The organism is Herbaspirillum sp. VT-16-41, from assembly GCF_001994935.1.
GTDB lineage: Bacteria > Pseudomonadota > Gammaproteobacteria > Burkholderiales > Burkholderiaceae_D > Herbaspirillum > Herbaspirillum frisingense.
Map to the genome: position 1 here is coordinate 26,483 of NZ_MUXB01000133.1, position 17,418 is coordinate 43,900.

16 protein-coding genes are annotated in these 17,418 nt (G+C 66.0%); 6 read left to right on the forward strand and 10 right to left on the reverse strand.

The features are described from left to right. Window positions 1–41: 41 nt before the first annotated feature. Both BTM36_RS22315 and BTM36_RS22320 read right to left on the reverse strand, forming a co-directional pair. The gene (locus BTM36_RS22315) at window positions 42–1,448 is read right to left on the reverse strand and encodes a PLP-dependent aminotransferase family protein (protein WP_077237996.1); all 1,407 of its coding nucleotides are present in this window, start codon (window positions 1,446–1,448) and stop codon (window positions 42–44) included. A gap of 236 nt (window positions 1,449–1,684) precedes the next feature. After that, entirely contained in the window at window positions 1,685–2,431 is a 747-nt protein-coding gene (locus tag BTM36_RS22320; RefSeq protein ID WP_077237997.1) for an SDR family oxidoreductase, read from the reverse strand. 104 nt (window positions 2,432–2,535) lie between these two features. On the opposite strand from BTM36_RS22320, the gene BTM36_RS22325 reads away from it, so the two are divergent. Beyond that, a complete protein-coding gene (locus BTM36_RS22325) occupies window positions 2,536–3,462 on the forward strand; it encodes an AraC family transcriptional regulator (protein WP_006462249.1) in 927 nt (308 codons plus the stop codon). Between the two features lie 32 nt (window positions 3,463–3,494). Here BTM36_RS22325 and BTM36_RS22330 read toward each other — a convergent pair whose 3' ends face one another. Next, the gene (locus tag BTM36_RS22330; RefSeq protein ID WP_077237998.1) at window positions 3,495–4,127 is read right to left on the reverse strand and encodes a GntR family transcriptional regulator; all 633 of its coding nucleotides are present in this window, start codon (window positions 4,125–4,127) and stop codon (window positions 3,495–3,497) included. A gap of 114 nt (window positions 4,128–4,241) precedes the next feature. Here BTM36_RS22330 and bioB point away from each other — a divergent pair, with 114 nt between their 5' ends. From bioB to bioD, 5 genes are read left to right on the forward strand one after another with little or no spacing between them, the layout of a single operon-like run. Beyond that, a complete protein-coding gene (gene bioB, locus BTM36_RS22335; protein ID WP_077237999.1) occupies window positions 4,242–5,258 on the forward strand; it encodes a biotin synthase BioB in 1,017 nt (338 codons plus the stop codon). Continuing rightward, window positions 5,258–6,427 carry a cytochrome P450 gene (locus tag BTM36_RS22340; RefSeq protein ID WP_077238000.1) on the forward strand — a complete coding sequence of 390 codons (1,170 nt, stop codon included), beginning with the start codon at window positions 5,258–5,260 and terminating at the stop codon, window positions 6,425–6,427. The genes bioB and BTM36_RS22340 overlap by 1 nt, the downstream gene beginning before the upstream one ends. A gap of 10 nt (window positions 6,428–6,437) precedes the next feature. Continuing rightward, on the forward strand, window positions 6,438–7,601 hold the full coding sequence (gene bioF, locus BTM36_RS22345; protein ID WP_077238001.1) for an 8-amino-7-oxononanoate synthase: 1,164 nt from the start codon (window positions 6,438–6,440) through the stop codon (window positions 7,599–7,601). Beyond that, window positions 7,598–8,965: an adenosylmethionine--8-amino-7-oxononanoate transaminase gene (bioA, locus tag BTM36_RS22350; protein ID WP_077238002.1), complete on the forward strand. Its 1,368-nt coding sequence runs from the start codon at window positions 7,598–7,600 to the stop codon at window positions 8,963–8,965. Before bioF ends, bioA begins: the two co-directional genes overlap by 4 nt. Further along, window positions 8,962–9,642 carry a dethiobiotin synthase gene (gene bioD, locus BTM36_RS22355; protein WP_077238003.1) on the forward strand — a complete coding sequence of 227 codons (681 nt, stop codon included), beginning with the start codon at window positions 8,962–8,964 and terminating at the stop codon, window positions 9,640–9,642. The genes bioA and bioD overlap by 4 nt, the downstream gene beginning before the upstream one ends. On the opposite strand, the gene BTM36_RS22360 is transcribed toward bioD, so the two are convergent. From BTM36_RS22360 to BTM36_RS22390, 7 genes are all read right to left on the reverse strand, one after another. Then, window positions 9,620–10,228: a hypothetical protein gene (locus BTM36_RS22360; RefSeq protein ID WP_077238004.1), complete on the reverse strand. Its 609-nt coding sequence runs from the start codon at window positions 10,226–10,228 to the stop codon at window positions 9,620–9,622. The two genes, bioD and BTM36_RS22360, sit on opposite strands and share 23 nt — an antisense overlap. Window positions 10,229–10,287: 59 nt before the next feature. Further along, a complete protein-coding gene (locus BTM36_RS22365) occupies window positions 10,288–11,928 on the reverse strand; it encodes a histidine kinase famiy protein (RefSeq protein ID WP_077238005.1) in 1,641 nt (546 codons plus the stop codon). 159 nt (window positions 11,929–12,087) lie between these two features. Continuing rightward, window positions 12,088–12,789, reverse strand: a complete 702-nt coding sequence (locus tag BTM36_RS22370; RefSeq protein ID WP_077238006.1) for an ABC transporter ATP-binding protein — start codon at window positions 12,787–12,789, stop codon at window positions 12,088–12,090. Then, the gene (locus BTM36_RS22375; protein WP_077238007.1) at window positions 12,786–13,562 is read right to left on the reverse strand and encodes an ABC transporter ATP-binding protein; all 777 of its coding nucleotides are present in this window, start codon (window positions 13,560–13,562) and stop codon (window positions 12,786–12,788) included. Before BTM36_RS22375 ends, BTM36_RS22370 begins: the two co-directional genes overlap by 4 nt. After that, the gene (locus tag BTM36_RS22380; RefSeq protein WP_077238008.1) at window positions 13,559–15,445 is read right to left on the reverse strand and encodes an ABC transporter permease; all 1,887 of its coding nucleotides are present in this window, start codon (window positions 15,443–15,445) and stop codon (window positions 13,559–13,561) included. The genes BTM36_RS22375 and BTM36_RS22380 overlap by 4 nt, the downstream gene beginning before the upstream one ends. A 45-nt stretch (window positions 15,446–15,490) precedes the next feature. Continuing rightward, entirely contained in the window at window positions 15,491–16,690 is a 1,200-nt protein-coding gene (locus BTM36_RS22385; RefSeq protein ID WP_077238112.1) for an ABC transporter substrate-binding protein, read from the reverse strand. A gap of 156 nt (window positions 16,691–16,846) precedes the next feature. Continuing rightward, window positions 16,847–17,383 carry a response regulator transcription factor gene (locus BTM36_RS22390; RefSeq protein ID WP_006462262.1) on the reverse strand — a complete coding sequence of 179 codons (537 nt, stop codon included), beginning with the start codon at window positions 17,381–17,383 and terminating at the stop codon, window positions 16,847–16,849. Between the last annotated feature and the right edge of the window lie 35 nt (window positions 17,384–17,418).

The following is a 17,418-nucleotide window of genomic DNA, read 5'->3' on the forward strand; positions in this document are numbered from 1 at the left end:
GTCGCACTAGCGCCGCACTAGCATCTCACCCACTCCCTTCGCTACACCACCACTTCCCGCATACTGCGGCGGCGGGTCAGCTCGCTCAGGCGGCGCAAGGCATTGACCAGTTCGAAGCGGCTGCGCGAGCGTCCCAGCGAGATGCGGATATGCGCCGCACCGCCTCCTCCCGAACCTTGGCCCGATGGACCTGGCTCCACCTCGAAACTGCTGTGCGAGACCACGTTCAGGCCGGCCTGGCCGGCCCTGATGACGAACTCCCGGCCACTCCAGTGGGGCGGCAGTGCCTGCCACAGATGAATCCCGCCCGACCCGGCCAGCCCGGGATCTCCCAGCGTACGCAGGGCCAGCTCCTGACGGGCCCAGGCTTCGTTGCGGATCCCTTCGAGCAAGGATGTGGCCGTGCCATCGTGCACCCACTGCGTCGAGAGCGCAGTCATCAGCGGGGTCGACATCAGCACGAAGGAACGCAGCGCCCCCAGCACCTCTTCCTGCTCCTGGCCCTCGGGCATCACCACATAGGCAGTGCGCAGCCCCGGCAACAGGCATTTGGACAAGGTCGAAACATGGAACACATGCCGTGGCGCATAGTAGGCCAGCGGCCGGGGCGGCTGGGCGGCGAAGCGCCAGTAGGGATCGTCCTCAATGATGCGCAGGTCCAGCCGGGTCGCCACGGCCGCGATCTCGGCCCGGCGCGTGGCCGGCATGGTATGGGTGGTGGGGTTCTGCAGGGTCGGGTTGAGATAGACCACGCGCGCCTGGTGCTTGCGTGCGAGGGTCACCAGCAGGTCCGGCCGCATGCCCTCGCCATCCACACCCACCGCCACCACGCGGCGGCCCAGCTGGGCCGCTGCTGTCAGTAGTCCCGGGTAGGCCAGCGGTTCGGCCAGTATCACCTCACCCGGGCGGGTCTGCGACAACAGCAAGGCGGCCAGCGCCGATTGCGCCCCGGGGCAGACCAGCACCCGGCTTTCGTCGATGTGGCCCAAAGGCTCTTGCAACCACATCGCACCGGCAGCGCGGTCGGCACTGCTGCCGCCACCCAGGTGATAGGTCATGAGCAGGTCGGCGTCGCTATGGATCAGGACCTGCGAGACACCCTGGCGCAGCAGATCGTCCAGGTCGATGCCGGCAGGCGGAGGCGGAATGTTCATCGACAGGTCCAGCACCTGGCTCAGGTCCACCTTGGGAGCGGCCACGAAGCTGCCGGCCGCGCCCCGCGCTTCGAGCAGGTGGCGTCGCCGCGCCTCGGTATAGGCGCGGGTGACGGTCGTGAGGTCCACGTCCAGACGATCTGCCAATTGGCGCTGCGGGGGCAGACGGTCGCCGGGCTTGAGGCGGTCGTCGGAAATGGCCTGTTCCATGAAGCCCACGATCTGCAGATAGCGTGGGCCGCCATTGGCGGCAAAGCTGCCGACCCAGTCCTGCGGACGTGCGGATTTTTTCATGAAGCGAACCAACGTGAAGAAGGGTAAGAGGGAAAGAGGCAGGCCAACGTAACCACGCCGATATTAGTATGGATTTAATGGGAACACAAATCCATACATCACCACCCTACCCCGACTTTCACTTCATCCGCTCGTCAGAGCTACGTTCCAGGCCAGCCTGTGCCGCTTCATTTCCTCGACTCGCTCCATGCGTCCGCCTATGTCTGGAATCCCGTTTCAGGACACCCGGACATCATTCACACCGCTGTCGCCGCCCATTCCCGGGCATCTTCCCCGGCCGGAATACGCATCGGAGCGCCCGGATTGGTGGCTGCCTGCCACACCGCCTCGGCCACGTCGCTGGCATGGGTGACCTGGGTGTTGTCCTGGAAGTTGGCAAACACCTGGGCCGCCAGCGCGCCATAGGCATCGGGGATGGCGCCCTCCAAGCGCGGCCGGGCATTTTCCGCAAACCGCGTGGACGGGGCGCGGCCGGGCAGGACCAGGCGCGCCTGTACGCCCACACTGGCCAGTTCGAGCGCCATCGATTCGGTAAAGGCATTGACGGCGGCCTTGCTGGCCGTATAGACCGCCAGCAAGGGCAAGGATCGCAAGGTCACCGAGGACGTGACGTTGATCACCACCCCCTGGGCGCGCTCGCGCATCTGGGGGATGAAGGCATGGCACATGGCGATGCTGCCCAGGGTATTGGTCTCGAAGATCTCGCGCACGTGCGCCGGTGACTGGGCTTCCACGGCGGCCAGGGCGCCGATGCCGGCATTGTTGACCAGCACGTCGACCGGGCCGGCCTGCGCGACCACGGCGCGGATGCTGGCCTCATCGGTGACGTCCAGTGGCAGGATTCGCAACCTGGACGAGGCCGGCAGCAGGTCCTGGCGCGGACTGCGCATGGTGGCGACCACGTTCCAGTCGCGGTCGAGGAAGTAACGTGCGATTTCCAGGCCGAAGCCGGAAGAACAGCCGGTGATGAGGATGGTTTTCATGAGGGACTCCTTTGAATGGATGGGAACGACAGGACGAAGAATAGGCGCAGCACACCGGACTTGCTACAATCCAGAGTCCATCATTCATTTGCAATCGTCCAGACATGTCCGACTCCATCGATCCCTTGGCCGAGGTCGTCACCCTGCTGCAACCGGCGGCCCGCTATACCAAGTACGTACAAGCGGCAGGCGGCTGGCGGGTGCGCCGTTCGCGTTCCGACCTGGCGTTCTACTGCACCGTTATCGAGGGAAGTTGCCGCATCTTGCGCGACGATGGCAAGGATATCGTCCTGGAAGCGGGCGATTTCGTGCTGGCGCCGGCGCTGGAGGGTTTTACGCTGTCCAGCCTGCAGGACAGCGACACCGCCCTGCTGGACGAAGACAATCCACCGCCCCGCCTGCCCGATGGCCGCTATCACCTCGGCCCCCTGGAGCTGACGCCGGAAGTACAACTGGTGGTGGGTCATTGCGTCTTCGACTCCCCCGATACGCCGCTGCTGCTGTCGCTGCTACCCGATCTGGTGGTGGTGCGCGCCCATGCGCGCCTGAGCACGCTGGCGCAGTTGGTGGGGGAGGAATTCCGCGCCGCCCGGCCGGCGCGGGAGATGGTGCTGGCACGCCTGCTGGAAGTGCTGCTGATCGAGGCCTTGCGTTCGACCACCGAGGCCGGTGCGGCGCCTACGCCGGGCCTGCTGCGCGGTCTGGCCGACGCTCGGCTGGCGCAGGCGATCCGTGCCCTGCATGCGCGGCCGGCCGAGAACTGGAACGTGGTCATGCTGGCGCGGGAGGCGGCCTTGTCACGCTCGTCCTTCTTCGAACGCTTTCGGCGCGAGGTGGGACTGGCGCCGATGGAATACCTGCTGGCCTGGCGCATGGCGCTGGCCAAGCGCCTGCTGCTGCGGGCCGACGCCGGCATGGCGGAGGTGGCGCAGCAGGTGGGCTATAGCTCGGCCTCCACCTTCAGCGTGGCCTTCACGCGTCATGTGGGCGTGCCGCCGTCGCAGTTCAGCCTGTCCGGCCTGCCGGGCTAGCGCACCGGACTGACCCGACTGACCCGACTCGACTAGGCCGCCACGAAGCCGACCCGTTCCATCGTGCCGATATGCATGCTCAGCAATTGCACGGCGCGATCGGTCTTCTTGCCTTTGAGGGCGTCGATGATGAGCATGTGGTCGTGATCCGAACGCGGCTGCCAGCCACGCTTGAAGCCGGTCGAGAACAGGTAGCGCGAATTGGTCAGCTGCAGCTGCTTCAACACCGCCAGCAGACGCGGCATGCCGCATTCGCTGGAGAGGATGTCGTGGAACAGGTTGTTGGCGGCGTCCCACTCCACCAGCGAGGCCGCCCGCGCACAGTCGTCCTGCGCCTGCTCCAGCCGGGCGATGTGTTCACTGGTGAATTTGCGTACGCCATGGCGTAGCGCCAGGATCTCCAGGGCACCGCGCATCTCTGCATTTTCCTTCACCGCAGCGCGGTCCACCATGCTCACCCGTACCCCGCGACGGGGCAAGGTGAGCAGCAATCCTTCTGCTTCCAGCTGACGAAAGGCCTCGCGCACCGGCACGTGGCTGGACTGGAATTCCTGCGCCACGTGATCCTGCCGGAGGGCCGCCCCGCCTGCGATTTCGCCGCGAATGATGCGCGTGCGCAAGACCTCGGCGATGCGAGAGACGGTACTGCCTGGGTCGTTTTTCATACGGCCAAAGTATAGATAATCTATTAAAAAAGAAATTGTTAAACGAAATTGGACGAAGATAGAATCCGCCGGAACGAAATTCTAAGCCTTTTTACTCACGAACGGATTTTATCGATGAGCCAATGCCCTTCCTCCGCCGCCGTCCCGGCCAGCGCTCCGCTGCTCTTCCTGCCGCCGCAGGCCAGCGTCCCGGCGTCCAACCCGGCGGTTGAACGCTTGTTCGAACTGCCCTTCCTGGATCTGCTGTTCCAGGCGCAGAGCGTGCATCGCCAGCACCACCCGGCCAACCAGGTGCAGCTGTCCAGCCTGCTGTCGATCAAGACTGGTGGCTGCGCCGAGGATTGCGGTTATTGCTCGCAGTCGGCGCATCACAAGGAGGCGGGCGTGCCGGCCGGCAAGCTGATGGCGGTGGACGAGGTGGTGCAGGCGGCCCGCGCCGCCCGTGAGCAGGGCGCCACCCGCTTCTGCATGGGCGCGGCCTGGCGCAATCCCAAGGAGCGCGACATGGCGGCACTGACCTGCATGGTCAGCGAGGTGCGCGCCCTCGGCCTGGAAACCTGCATGACCCTGGGCATGCTGGAGCAGGCGCAGGCCGAGGCCCTGAAGGAGGCCGGTCTGGACTACTACAACCACAATCTGGATACCGCTCCCGATTTCTACGGGCAGGTCATCTCCACCCGCAGCTACCAGGACCGGCTCGATACCCTGCAGCGGGTGCAGCAGGCGGGCCTGCAAGTCTGCTGCGGCGGCATCATCGGCATGGGCGAAACGCGCGCCCAGCGCGCCGGCCTGATCGCACAGCTGGCGCGCCTGCCGATGCCACCGCAATCGGTGCCGATCAACCATCTGGTACCGATTGCCGGCACGCCCCTGGAGGACGTACCGCCGCTGGATGAATTCGAATTCGTACGGACCGTGGCGGTGGCGCGCATCGCTCTGCCGCACGCGGTGATCCGCCTGTCAGCCGGACGCGAGAGCATGAGCGAGGCCACCCAGGCGCTGTGCTTTGCGGCCGGCGCCAATTCCATCTTCCTCGGGGCCAGGTTGCTGACCACGGCCAATGCGCCGGTGTCGTCCGACCTGGACCTGTTGTCCCGGCTGGGCCTGCAGGCCGCCCCGGCGACGGCCTGATGAGCGTGCAATGGAGCGCCGCGCATTGCGGTGGCGCCTGGGTCGTCAGCGATTACGAGGCAGTGGCGGCAGGCTTGCGCGATCCGCGCCTGTCGGTGCGACGCGGGGCGCGCTGGATCAACAGTGGGCTGGGTGGCATGAGCGGTATGGGCGATGCGTCCACGGAGCTGCAAGCACAACGCCGTTTCAAGCGACTCTTTTCGCGCTCGGTTCTGTTGCTCGACGGCCGCGCCCATCGACGCCTGCGTGGCGTGCTCAACCCGGGATTCAAGCCGACCGATCTGGAGGCACAACGGCCTGCCATCACGCGCATTGCCGGTCAGTTGATCGATGCCATCGTGGCCGATCCGCTGGCGCCGCAGGGTTTCGATTTCGTCAGCCGTTTCGCCCGGCCACTGCCGGCGCTGGCCATCGCCGGCCTGATGGGATTGCCGGACCGTGTGCCAGCGGCCTTCATCGACTGGGCTGCTGATCTGGCCGCCTTCATCGGCAGCCCCACGCCGGATGCGGGCCAGACCCTGGCGGCCCAGGCGGCGATGGAAGCCCTGTGCGACTACTTTGCCGAAGTCGTGAACGATGCCAACACCCTGCCGCCCGACAGCCTGGTCGCGCGCCTGCTGCAGGCGCAGCGGGAACAACGGATCAACCGCAACGAAATGCTGGCGCAGTGTTGCACCCTGCTCTTTGCCGGCTACGAGACCACCCGCAATCTGCTGGGCAATGGCTTGCTGGCGCTGCTGCAGCATCCTGCGCAATGGACGGCGCTCAAGGCAGATCCCTCCCTGCTGCGTACGGCCTTGCGCGAGATGCTGCGCTATGACAGCCCGGTGCAATACACCGGGCGCCGTGTGCTGACCGATCTGCAGGTAGCGGGCCGGACGCTGCGACAGGGTGAACTGGTGATCCTGCATATCGGGCAGGCCAATCATGATGGACGCCGCTTCACCGGGCCGCAGCACTTCGATATCCGGCGCGATGAAGGCATGCACCTGTCCTTCGGCCAGGGGCCGCATGTCTGCCTGGGCGCGGCACTGACCCTGCTGGAGGCGGAAATCGCCTTCACCGCGCTGATGCAACGCCTGCCCACCCTGGCACTGTCGGCCACCCCACCCCGGCGGCAGCAGCATGCCGCCTACAGCGCGCTGGATAGCCTGCCGCTGGTGTTCTGAAAGACTTCTCATGCATGATTTTTCCGATGAGCTGGCCCACCTGGCCAGCCAGAGCCTGCTGCGCACGCGGCGCGTGGTGGATGGCCCTCAAGGGCCGCTGCTGATGGTGGAAGGACGGCAGTTGCTGTCCTTCTGCAGCAATGACTACCTGGGGCTGGCCAGGCATCCCGAGATCGTGGCGGCCGGTATCGCGGGCTTGCAGCAATACGGCATGGGGGCTGGCGCGTCGGCCCTGATCAGCGGCCACAGTACGGCCCACGAGAAGCTGGAGGAGGAACTGGCGCGCTTCGTCGGACTGCCGGCGGCGCTGTCCTTTTCCAGTGGCTACATGGCCAACCTGGGTGTGATCGGCGCGCTGGTGGGAGCCGGCGATACGGTGGTGGTGGACAGGCTGGCGCACGCCTCGCTGATCGATGGCGCCCGTTTGTCCGGGGCCAGCCTGAAGGTGTTTCCCCACAACGATGTGGCACGGCTGGCACAGGTGCTGGCGCGCTGTCCCGCCGGGCGCAGGCTGGTGGTGACCGATGCAGTCTTCAGCATGGACGGCGACCTGGCGCCGCTGGCCGAACTGGCCGCCGTGTGCGCGCAGCACGATGCCTGGCTGCTGGTGGACGATGCCCACGGCCTGGGTGTACTCGGCCCGCACGGCAGCGGCAGCCTGGCGCAGGCCGAAGTGCGCTCGCCCCATGTGCTTTGCATGGGGACGCTGGGCAAGGCCGCTGGCGTGGCCGGCGCCTTTGTCGCTGGCGAGGCTTCGCTGATTGCATGGATCACGCAGCGCGCACGCACCTACATGTTCACTACCGCCCACCCGCCGGCCCTGGCGGTGGCCACCTCGGCCAGCCTGGCCCTGATGGCCCGGGACGACTGGCGGCGCGCACGTCTGCGCGAACTGGCCGCGCAATTGCGGCAGGGGCTGGCCGGCCTGCCGTGGGCGCTGCTGCCCTCTTCCACCGCGATCCAGCCCCTGATCGTCGGCGACAACGCGGCGGCCCGCGCGCTGGCCGCCGCGCTGCGCGATCGCGGTATCTGGGTGCCGGCGATCTGCCCACCGACCGTGCCCAAGGGCAGCGCCCGCCTGCGCATCAGCCTGTCGGCCGTACATACGCCCGAACAGGTCGACCACCTGATCGCCGCCCTGCGATCGCTGGCGGACGAAGGAACCCACGCATGACACCGCATGACTCCCTGGCCGCCCGCAGCCTGCGCAGCGTCTGGCATCCCTGCACGCAGATGCGCCGTCACGAAAGCACGCCCCCCATCGCCATCGACCGCGCCCAGGGTGCGTGGCTGGTCGATACCGGGGGCCGGCGCTATCTGGACGCGATCAGTTCGTGGTGGGTCAACCTGTTCGGCCATGCCAATCCACGCATCAATGCTGCCCTGGTCGATCAGTTGGGCCGGCTGGAACATGCGATGCTGGCCGGCTTCACGCATGAGCCGGTGGTGCGCTTGTCCGAACGCCTGGGCGCACTGACCGGGCAGGCGCTGGGGCATTGCTTCTACGCCTCCGACGGCGCCTCGGCGGTGGAGATCGCGCTGAAGATGAGCGTGCATGCCTGGCGCAACGCGGGGCAGACCGGCAAGAACGAGTTCATCTGCATCGCCGGCGGCTATCACGGCGAGACCGTGGGGGCGCTGGGCGTGACGGATACACCATTGTTCCGCGCCTCCTACGAAGCCTTGCTGCGGCCGGCCCACGTGGCCCGCTCGCCCGATGCGCGCCAGGCCCGCGATGGCGAAAGCGCCGCCGATGTCGCCCGGCAGGCGCTGGCCGATGTGGAAAGACTGCTGCAACAGGGCGAGGGACGCATCGCTGCCGTCATCGTGGAACCGCTGGTGCAATGCGCGGCGGGCATGGCCATGCATGACCCGGCCTATGTGCGCGGCCTGCGCGGCCTGTGCGACACCTATGGCGCGCACCTGATCGCCGATGAAATCGCGGTCGGCTGCGGCCGTACCGGCAGCTTCTTCGCCTGCGAGCAGGCCGGTATCTGGCCGGACCTGCTGTGCCTGTCCAAGGGCATCAGCGGCGGCTACCTGCCGCTGTCGCTGGTGATGTCCAGCGAGGCGATCTACCAGGCCTTCTATGATGACGATGTGCGTCGCGGCTTCCTGCATTCGCACTCCTATACCGGCAATCCCCTGGCCTGCCGTGCCGCGCTGGAGACGCTGGCGATCTTCGAGGATGAACAGGTCCTGCAGCGCAACCGCGACTTCGCCCCGGTGCTGGCGGCAGGTCTGGCCCCGCTGGCACAGGACCACCGGGTGCACCACGTGCGCCAGCGCGGCCTGATCTGGGCCTGTGATGCCGTGCTTGACGATGTCGATGGCCTTGATGCGGCTCAGGCGGCCAGCCATCGATTTTCGCGCGGGCTGGCGGCACAGGCGGCACAGCGCGAACTGCTGGTGCGGCCGATCGGGACCAGCGTCTATGTGATGCCGCCCTATATCCTCGATGCCGACCAGGCACAGTGGCTGGGTGAGCGCCTGCATGCCGCCTTCGATGCTACCTTTGCCGAGATGCGGGGAGCATGATGGGACGCAGCTATTTCGTCACCGGCACCGATACCGGCGTGGGCAAGACCTTGGTGGCATCGGCCCTGATCCATCTGCATGCGGCGCGGGGCGCGCGTGCTGGCGGCATGAAGCCGGTGGCCTCGGGTGCCTTCCTGCAGGATGGTCAGTGGTGCAACGAGGATGTGCTGGCTTTACAGGCGGCCGCCAACGTGGCGCTGCCGGCGGCGCTGGTGAACCCGTACCTGTTTCGCCGGGCGACCGCACCTCATATCGCCGCAGCCGAAGAAGGACGGCGCATCGATCTCGACCATCTGGCGCAATGCCATGCGCAGCTGATGCAGGCCTGCGATGTGCTGATCGTGGAAGGGGCCGGCGGCTTCGTGGTGCCACTGGATGAGCGCCACAACAGCGATGAACTGGTGGCCCGGCTGGGGCTGCCGGTGGTGCAGGTGGTGGGAATTCGCCTGGGCTGCATCAATCATGCACTGCTCACGTGCCAAGCGGTGCTGGCGCGGGGGCTGCCGCTGGTCGGCTGGGTCGCCAACCAGATCGATGCGCAGGAAGATCAGGCCGAGGCCATGATCGAGAGCCTGGCGCAGCGCCTGCCGGCTCCGCTCCTGGGCTGCCTGCCCTGGTCACCCGGGATGAGTGCGGCGCAGGCAGCGGCATGGCTCACTTGGCCAGATCCAGCCTGATCGGTGCTGCATCGCCACTGCGCGGTGCGGTGAAATGCTTGTCGTGGATGGTGCGGAAACTGGCCAGGCCCAGTTCGGCGATGGAATTGGACAGTTCCAGCAGTTCGATGACGGCCTCCTCGGCATACATGGCATCGACCTCATTGGCGTTGAGCCAGTGGCGGATGCGACGCTCGCCGGAAAAGACGAAGTCACTCAGGCGCGCCCAGTGATCGCGCAGGAGCGCTGCCTCCGGCCCGTCGCTGCCGGCCAGCACGCCATCGACCTGCGCCACCAGCTGGCGCATGGTCTTGCCGCTGCCGTCGGCGAGGAAGCGCCCGAGTTCGTCTTCGCTGGCGCAATACCACAGCCACAGGGCATTGAAGGCGGTCTCGATCTGATGACCGATGAGTGCGAAGGCCGAGGCGTGCACCGGCATGTCATCGCGCAGCAGCAGGATGATGCCGCAGTGATGTTGTTGTGCCACCGTCAGGCAGCCGATGGCAGCGATGGCGCGGCGGTCCGGCGGCAACGGTTTGCCGTTGAAATCGGCGGAAATGCGGTAGGCCAGGGACTGTGCCCTGGCCAACAGGTGATCCAATTGCATGGACGACTCCCTTTGTTCGGGCAGAGCGGGCAGAGGCGGACGGCTTGTTGTTATTGTTTTCAGCTCACGCCAGTGGCGCCGTCGAGGACAATGCGGATCTTGCGGGCCAGCTCATCATGACGATACGGTTTGTCGAGGACGGGGAATTCTCCGTCGGCTCCATGCCGTTCTATCGATTCGCTGGCGTAACCGGTAGTCAATAAAATTTTGAGCGAAGGTAACATGCGCCGCGCCTCCCGCGCCAGTACCACGCCATTCATGTGGCCCGGCATGATCAGGTCGGTGAAGAGCAGATCGACCGGCTCGCCGGCACGGATCAACTGCAGCGCTTCGTTGGCGGAATTGACCATGCGCACCCGATAGCCCAGGCTTTCCAGCATGTCCTGGGCCAGTTCGGCGACCTCGATTCTATCGTCAACCACCAGGATGTGCTCGTGACCACCCTGGCTCTGGGTGCGGTTGTCATACTCGAAGCTGCCGCCGACCTGGTCCTGCGTCGCCGGGAAGTAGATCGCTACCGTCGTGCCACCCTGCGGCCCCGAGGAAATCCGTACCGAACCGCCCGATTGCTTGACGAAGCCATACACCATGGACAGGCCCAGCCCGGTCCCCTTGCCTTCGTCCTTGGTGGTGAAGAAGGGGTCCATCACGCGCGGCAGGATGTCGGGCGGAATGCCGGGGCCGTCGTCGACCACCGCCAGGCAGACATAGAGGCCCGGCTTCAAGCCCAGCTGCAAGGCAGGTTCATCGCTGCTCAGGTCTTCATTGCTGGTCTGGATGCGCAATGTTCCCTTGCCGGACATGGCGTCGCGGGCATTGATGAGAATGTTCAGCAGCGCCACCTCCATCTGGGTCGGGTCGAGACGGCAATTCCAGAGGCCAGGCGCCAGTGCGGTGCGTACATGGATATCACCCCCCAGGGTACGCTGCACCAGATCGGTAAAGCCCTCGGTCAGCGAGTTGAGGTTGATGGTACGCCCCTCCAGTCGCTGCTTGCGGGCGAAGGCCAGCAACTGCTGCGTCAGCATGGCGGCCTTGCCGGAGGCCTTGCGGATACTGTCGGTACTGCGCGCCACGCGGCCCAGATCCGGCACCGGACTACGCAGGGCCAGGTTGATGATGTCCAGGTAGCCGCTGATCACCTGCAGCAGGTTGTTGAAGTCGTGCGCGATACCGCCGGTCAACTGGCCCAGTGCTTCCATCTTGCGCGCCTGGCCCAGGGCCTGTTCGGCGTCACGGCGGCGGCTGATGTCCAGTTGCGAGCTGAAGAAGTATTTCAGTTCGCCATGCTGGTCATAGACGGGTGAAATGAAGAGCGCATTCCAGAAGGTGGAACCGTTCTTGCGATAGTTCAGCAACTCGGTGGCGATCTCGCGCCGTTCGAGCACGGCTTCGCGCACCTGCGCCACCACCGCACGGTCGGTTTCCGGGCCTTGCAGGAAACGGCAGTTCTTGCCGATCACGTCGGCCCGGCTGTAGCCGGTCATGTTGATGAAGGCATTGTTGACGAAGATGATGGGGTTGTCCGGCTGGTTTGGATCGGACACGATCATCGGCATGCGCGTCATTTCGACGGCGGCAAAAAAGATATCGTTGGCGTCATCGCCTACCGCGACCTTGGCATGGTCGTTACGTAATCCTGCATCGTTGTAGTCGTCGGCAGGCCAATGCACCGGAGGGCGCTTGGCAAGTGTGGGCATTGTGTTCTTCTCCGTATGGGTGGGCTCGGTTGCAGCGTGGCAAGCAAAGGCGGGCTGAAACAAGCTGTTTTCAGGAGTTTGGACACAGGCAGGCTCAACGGTTCCCCCGCAATTGCAACAAGCGCGACGGTGCTTTGTTACATCCTTTTGAAGCCCTTGCTACAGGCCGGACTGCTGCTGATGAGCTTGCACCTGTTGGGGACTGCCGTGATGGAGGATACGGCCCTGATCGAGCAGGTAGGCACGGTCGCTGACCAGGCTGGCGAAGTGGGTGTTCTGTTCGCACAGCAACACCGACATGCCGCGTTCCTTGAGCCGGACGATCATGGCCGCCATCTGCTCCACGATGACCGGCGCCACCCCTTCGGAAGGTTCGTCGAGCAGCAGCAGGTGGGGATTGCCCATCAAGGTGCGGGCGATGGTCAGCATCTGCTGCTCGCCACCGCTCATGCGGCCACCCGGGCGTTCAGGCATGGCGCCCAGGTTGGGAAAGAGATCGAACACCGCCTGCGCTGTCCAGACCGGCGCACCGGCACGCGGTGGCTGGCGCCCTGCTTCCAGGTTCTGCAGCACGCTCAGTTCGGTGAAGATGCGACGATCTTCCGGGACGAAACCCAGGCCCAGCCGCGCACGTTGATACGGTGCCAGGCGGGTGAGATCGCGACCACCGAAACTGACCTTGCCACGCGTCCCCTCCAGCAGCCCCATCACGGCCTTGAGGGTGGTGGATTTGCCGGCGCCATTGCGGCCCATCAGGGCCACTACTTCGCCCCGGCCCACCTCCAGGCTGACATCGAAGAGGATATGGGCGCGCGCGTAGAAGGCGTTCAGGGCCTCGACCTGCAGCAAGGCTGCGCTCATGCCGGGCTCCCCATATTGGCCTCACCGAAGCTGGCACCGCTGCCGAAATAGGCCTCGCGCACGCGGGCATCGCGCCGCACCGACTCGGGTTCACCCTGGGCGATCAACTGGCCACGTGCCAGCACGATGATGCGGTCGGCAAAGGCGAAGACCACGTCCATGCTGTGTTCGGTGAACAGGACCGAGAGCCCGCGCTCGCTGACCAGGCGCCGCGTCAGGGCCATCAATTGCTGGCGCTCGCGGGGCGCCATGCCGGCGGTGGGTTCGTCCATCAACAGCAGCCGTGGTTCATTGGACAGGGCCATGGCCAGCTCCACCCGCTTGATGTCGCCATAGGCCAGCACCCCGCAGGCACGGCGCGCCTGCGCTGCCATGCCGACCTGCTCCAGCAGCACCATGGCTTCATCGCGCAGGCAGGAAGCCGCAGGACGCCACCAGCGCCACAACTGGCGCCGGTGCGAGAGCAAGGCGGCCTGGACGTTTTCCAGCACGGTCATGGAGCCGAAGGCGGCCGATACCTGGAAGGTGCGGGCTACGCCGCGCTGCCAGATGTGGCGCGCCGGCATGCCGGCGATGTCTTCACCGGCCAGCAACACGGCGCCGGCATCCGGGCGCAACTGACCGTTGATCAGGTTGAAGCAGGTGGACTTGCCGGCGCCATTGGGGCCGATCAGGGCCAGCATCTGGCCGGCCGGGAGTTCGAAAGACACATCATCCAGCGCGGCCACGCCGCCGAAGGTCTTGGACAGGTGTTGCACGTGCAGCAGGCTCATGCGCCCTCCCCCCGTCCGCGCCAGCCGCGCAAGGCACCCACGATCCCGCCCGGGAAGAGCAGGACCAGCAACAGGATCACCCCGCCCAGCAAGGCGCGCCAGTAATCGGTCTCGCGTGCCACCAGATCCTGCAGCCAGACGAACAGCGAAGCGCCGAGCAAGGGACCGAGCAGGCTCTGCACGCCGCCCAGCAGCACCATCACCAGCCCATCGACCGAGCGCCCCACGCTGGCCACCTCGGGAGAAATGCTGCCCTTGGAAAACGCGAACAGCACGCCCGCCAGGCCGCAGAACAGACCCGCCACGGCAAAGCCGCCCCACTGCAGCGCACGCACATCCATGCCCAGCGCCTCGGCCCGCACCGGCGCATCGCGTGCGGCGCGCAGGGCCAGGCCGAATGGCGCCTGCACCACGCGTCGCAACAGGTATACGCCCAGCGCGGCGCAGGCCAGCGCCAGGTAGTAATACGCCACAGGGGAAGCCAGCGCCTCGCCCGGGCGCAGGCCGACCAGGCCATTGCTGCCGCCGGTCAGGTCATCCCACTGGAAGATGCCGGCCCAGACGATCTGCGCAAAGGCCAGCGTGAGCATGGCCAGGTACACGCCCGACAGGCGCACGCAGAACCAGCCGAACAACAGGGCTGCCAGCATCGCCGTCAGCGCGCCGCTGAGCATCGCCAGCGGCAGCGGCCACTGCAGGCGCAGCGAAACCAGCGCGGCGGCATAGGCGCCCAGGCCGAAATAGGCGGCGTGACCAAAGGACACCATGCCCCCCGGCCCCATCAGGAAATGCAGACTGGCGGCGAACAGCACGGCGATCAGGATTTCCACCATCAGTACCGGCAGATAGGGGAAGCGCCCCGCCAACAGCGGCAGGGCCAGCAGCAACAGCAGCGATGCCAGCCCGGCCAGGCGCGCGACGCGCCCACCTGCTTCCAGCGGCGCGGCGTGGGCCGCCGCCACGCGCACCGCTGCCAGCGGCTTGCCGAACAGACCCCAGGGGCGCAGCACGAGGATCACGGCCATCACCAGAAATTCGACCACCAGCGTCAGCCGCGAGAGGGAGAGGTCGATGCCGAAGACGGAGACGTTGCCCACGGCGATACAGAGTGCCTTGACTTCGGCGATCAGCACCGCGGCCGCGAAAGCGCCCCCGATGGAACCCATGCCGCCGACCACCACCACCACGAAGGCGTTGCCGATGGTATCCAGGTCCAGGGCCAGGTTGGCCGGCATGCGCGGCCCTTGCAGCGCGCCACCGAGGCCGGCCAGGAAGCAGCCCAGGGCGAATACGGCGGTAAACAGCCAGGCCTGGTTCACGCCCAGTGCGCCCAGCATTTCACGGTCCTGGGTGGCGGCGCGGATCAATGTGCCCCAGCGGGTGCGGTTGAGCAGCAGCCACAGCAGCGCCAGCACCAGCGGGCCGATGAAGATCAGCAGCAGGTCGTATTGCGGCAGGCGCCGTCCCAGCAGTGGCACGGCCCCGCCCAGGCCCGGGGCACGCGGGCCGAACAGGTCTTCCGGGCCCCAGTACCAGAGGGCGGCGTCCTTGATCACCAGCACCAGCGCAAAGGTGGCCAGCAGCTGGAACAGCTCGGGCGCGCGATAGATACGCCGCAGCACCACGACCTCCACCAGCGCGCCGAGTGCTGCCACCATCAGGGCCGACAGCAGGACCGCGCCCCAGAAGCCGAGTGCGCTCGGCCCCAGCCGTTCCACCAGGCTATAGGCCAGGTACAGGCCCAGCATGTAGAACGAACCATGGGCGAAGTTGACGATGCGGGTGACGCCGAAGATCAGCGACAGGCCGACGGCCACCAGGAACAGCGCGGAGGCATCGGCCAGGCCATTGACCATCTGCACGGTGAGACTGGCCAGGGTCATGGCGTCACGCGCGCTCGCCGGAAAGGAAGATCACCACGACGACACTCAATCGGCCGGGCGCAGTTTCCTGACCTCGTCGTCGGGCAATTGCAGGCTGGCGCCGTCAACGTAGCTGAAGCTGGTCATGATGCCCTTGCCATCCTTGATGCCGGTGCGACCGACGAAGGCGCCCAGGGTGGACTGGTGGTCCTGCGGGCGATAGACGATGCTGGCCACCGGCGTGTCGACCTTCAGGCCGGAGAAGGCGGCGGCGAGCTTGTCGGCATCGGTGCTGCCGGCCTTCCTGATGCCGGCCGCGATCGACATCAGGGCGCTGTAGCCGACCAGTGAGCCGTTGCGGGGATAGTCATTGAATTTCTTGCGGTAGGCATCGACGAACTTCTTGTGCTCGGGCGTGTTGATGGCGTACCAGGGATAGCCGGTGACGATCCAGTTCTGCGGGGCTTCGTTCTTCAGCGGGTCCAGGTATTCCGGCTCGCCGGTCAACAGCGACACCACTTCCACATGATCGAACAGGCCACGGGTATTGCCTTCCCGCACGAACTTGCCGAGGTCGGCCGCGAACAGGGCATTGAAGATGGCATCGGGCTTGGCGTCCGCCAGGGCCTGGGTCACTGCACCGGCATCGATCTTGCCCAGCGGCGGTGCCTGTTCGACCACGAACTCCACATCGGGCTGGGCCTGCTTCATGAGGGTCTTGAAGCTGGCCACGGCCGACTGGCCGTATTCATAGTTGGGGTAGACGATGGCCCAGCGCTTCTTTTTCAGCTTGACGGCTTCCTTGACCACCGAGGCCACCAGCATGTAGGTGGAGGGGCGCAGGCGATAGGTGTACTTGTTGCCGTTCTGCCAGACGATCTTGTCGGTCAGCGGTTCGGCGGCGAGGAAGAATACCTTGTGCTGGCGGGCGTAATCGGTCAGCGCCAGGCCGGTGTTGGAGAGGAAGCCGCCGAACAGCAATGCCACCCGTTCGCGGGCCATCAATTCCTCGGCCACGCGCACGGAGTCGCCGGGGTTGCCGTTGTCGTCGCGGGCGATCACTTCCAGCTTCTTGCCCAGCACGCCGCCGGCGGCATTGACTTCATCGAGGGCCATTTCCCAGCCACGACGGTAGGGCTCCAGGAAGGCCGGTTGCGCCTTGTAGCTGTTGATCTCGCCGATCCTGATGGCCTCCTGGGCGCTGGCGGTGACGGTGGCACTGGTGCCGGCCAGGGACAGGATGGCGGCACTGGCCGCCCACAGGATGTTGCGCTGGAAGTCGAACTGGAAGTTGAACTGTTTCACGTCATTCCCTCTTGATGAGATGGCCTTGCCTGATCTGCGGGCGCCATGATAACCACTGCTGCCCTGGTCTGGCGCTGCCTGGGTCGCTGCTTGAATGCTTGCTGATGCTTGCTTGGCTTACTTGACCCGCTGCTTCTCCAGCTTGCGCGCCAGGGTGCGGCGGTGCATGCCGAGTCGGCGGGCGGTTTCGGAGATGTTGAAATCGGTCTCCACCAGCACCTCGTGGATGCGCTCCCATTCCAGGGTCTTGATGGAGGTGGCGCGGGCCGGCAATTCAACCTCGGAGGCGCCGGCCACGTGGCCGAAGGCGGCTTCGATGTCGTCGGTATTGGAGGGCTTGGCGAGGTACTGGCAGGCGCCCAGCTTGATGGCTTCCACCGCCGTGGTGATGCTGGCAAATCCGGTGAGGACCACGATCAGCATGTTCTCGTCGTGGGCATGCAGCATCTGCACGCAGGCCAGGCCGGAGGCATTGCCACCGAGCTTCAGGTCGACCACGGCATAGCCGGGCTGGTGTTCCTTGAGATGGGCCGCCGCCTCTTCCTGGCTGGCGGCGAGCAATACGGTGTAGCCACGGCGCTCGAAGGAGCGCCCCAAGGTGCGTGCGAAGGCGGCATCGTCCTCGATGATCAGGAGCAGGCGATCAGCCGGCATGTACATTCCCTATTTCTTCTATCTGCTTTCCCAGG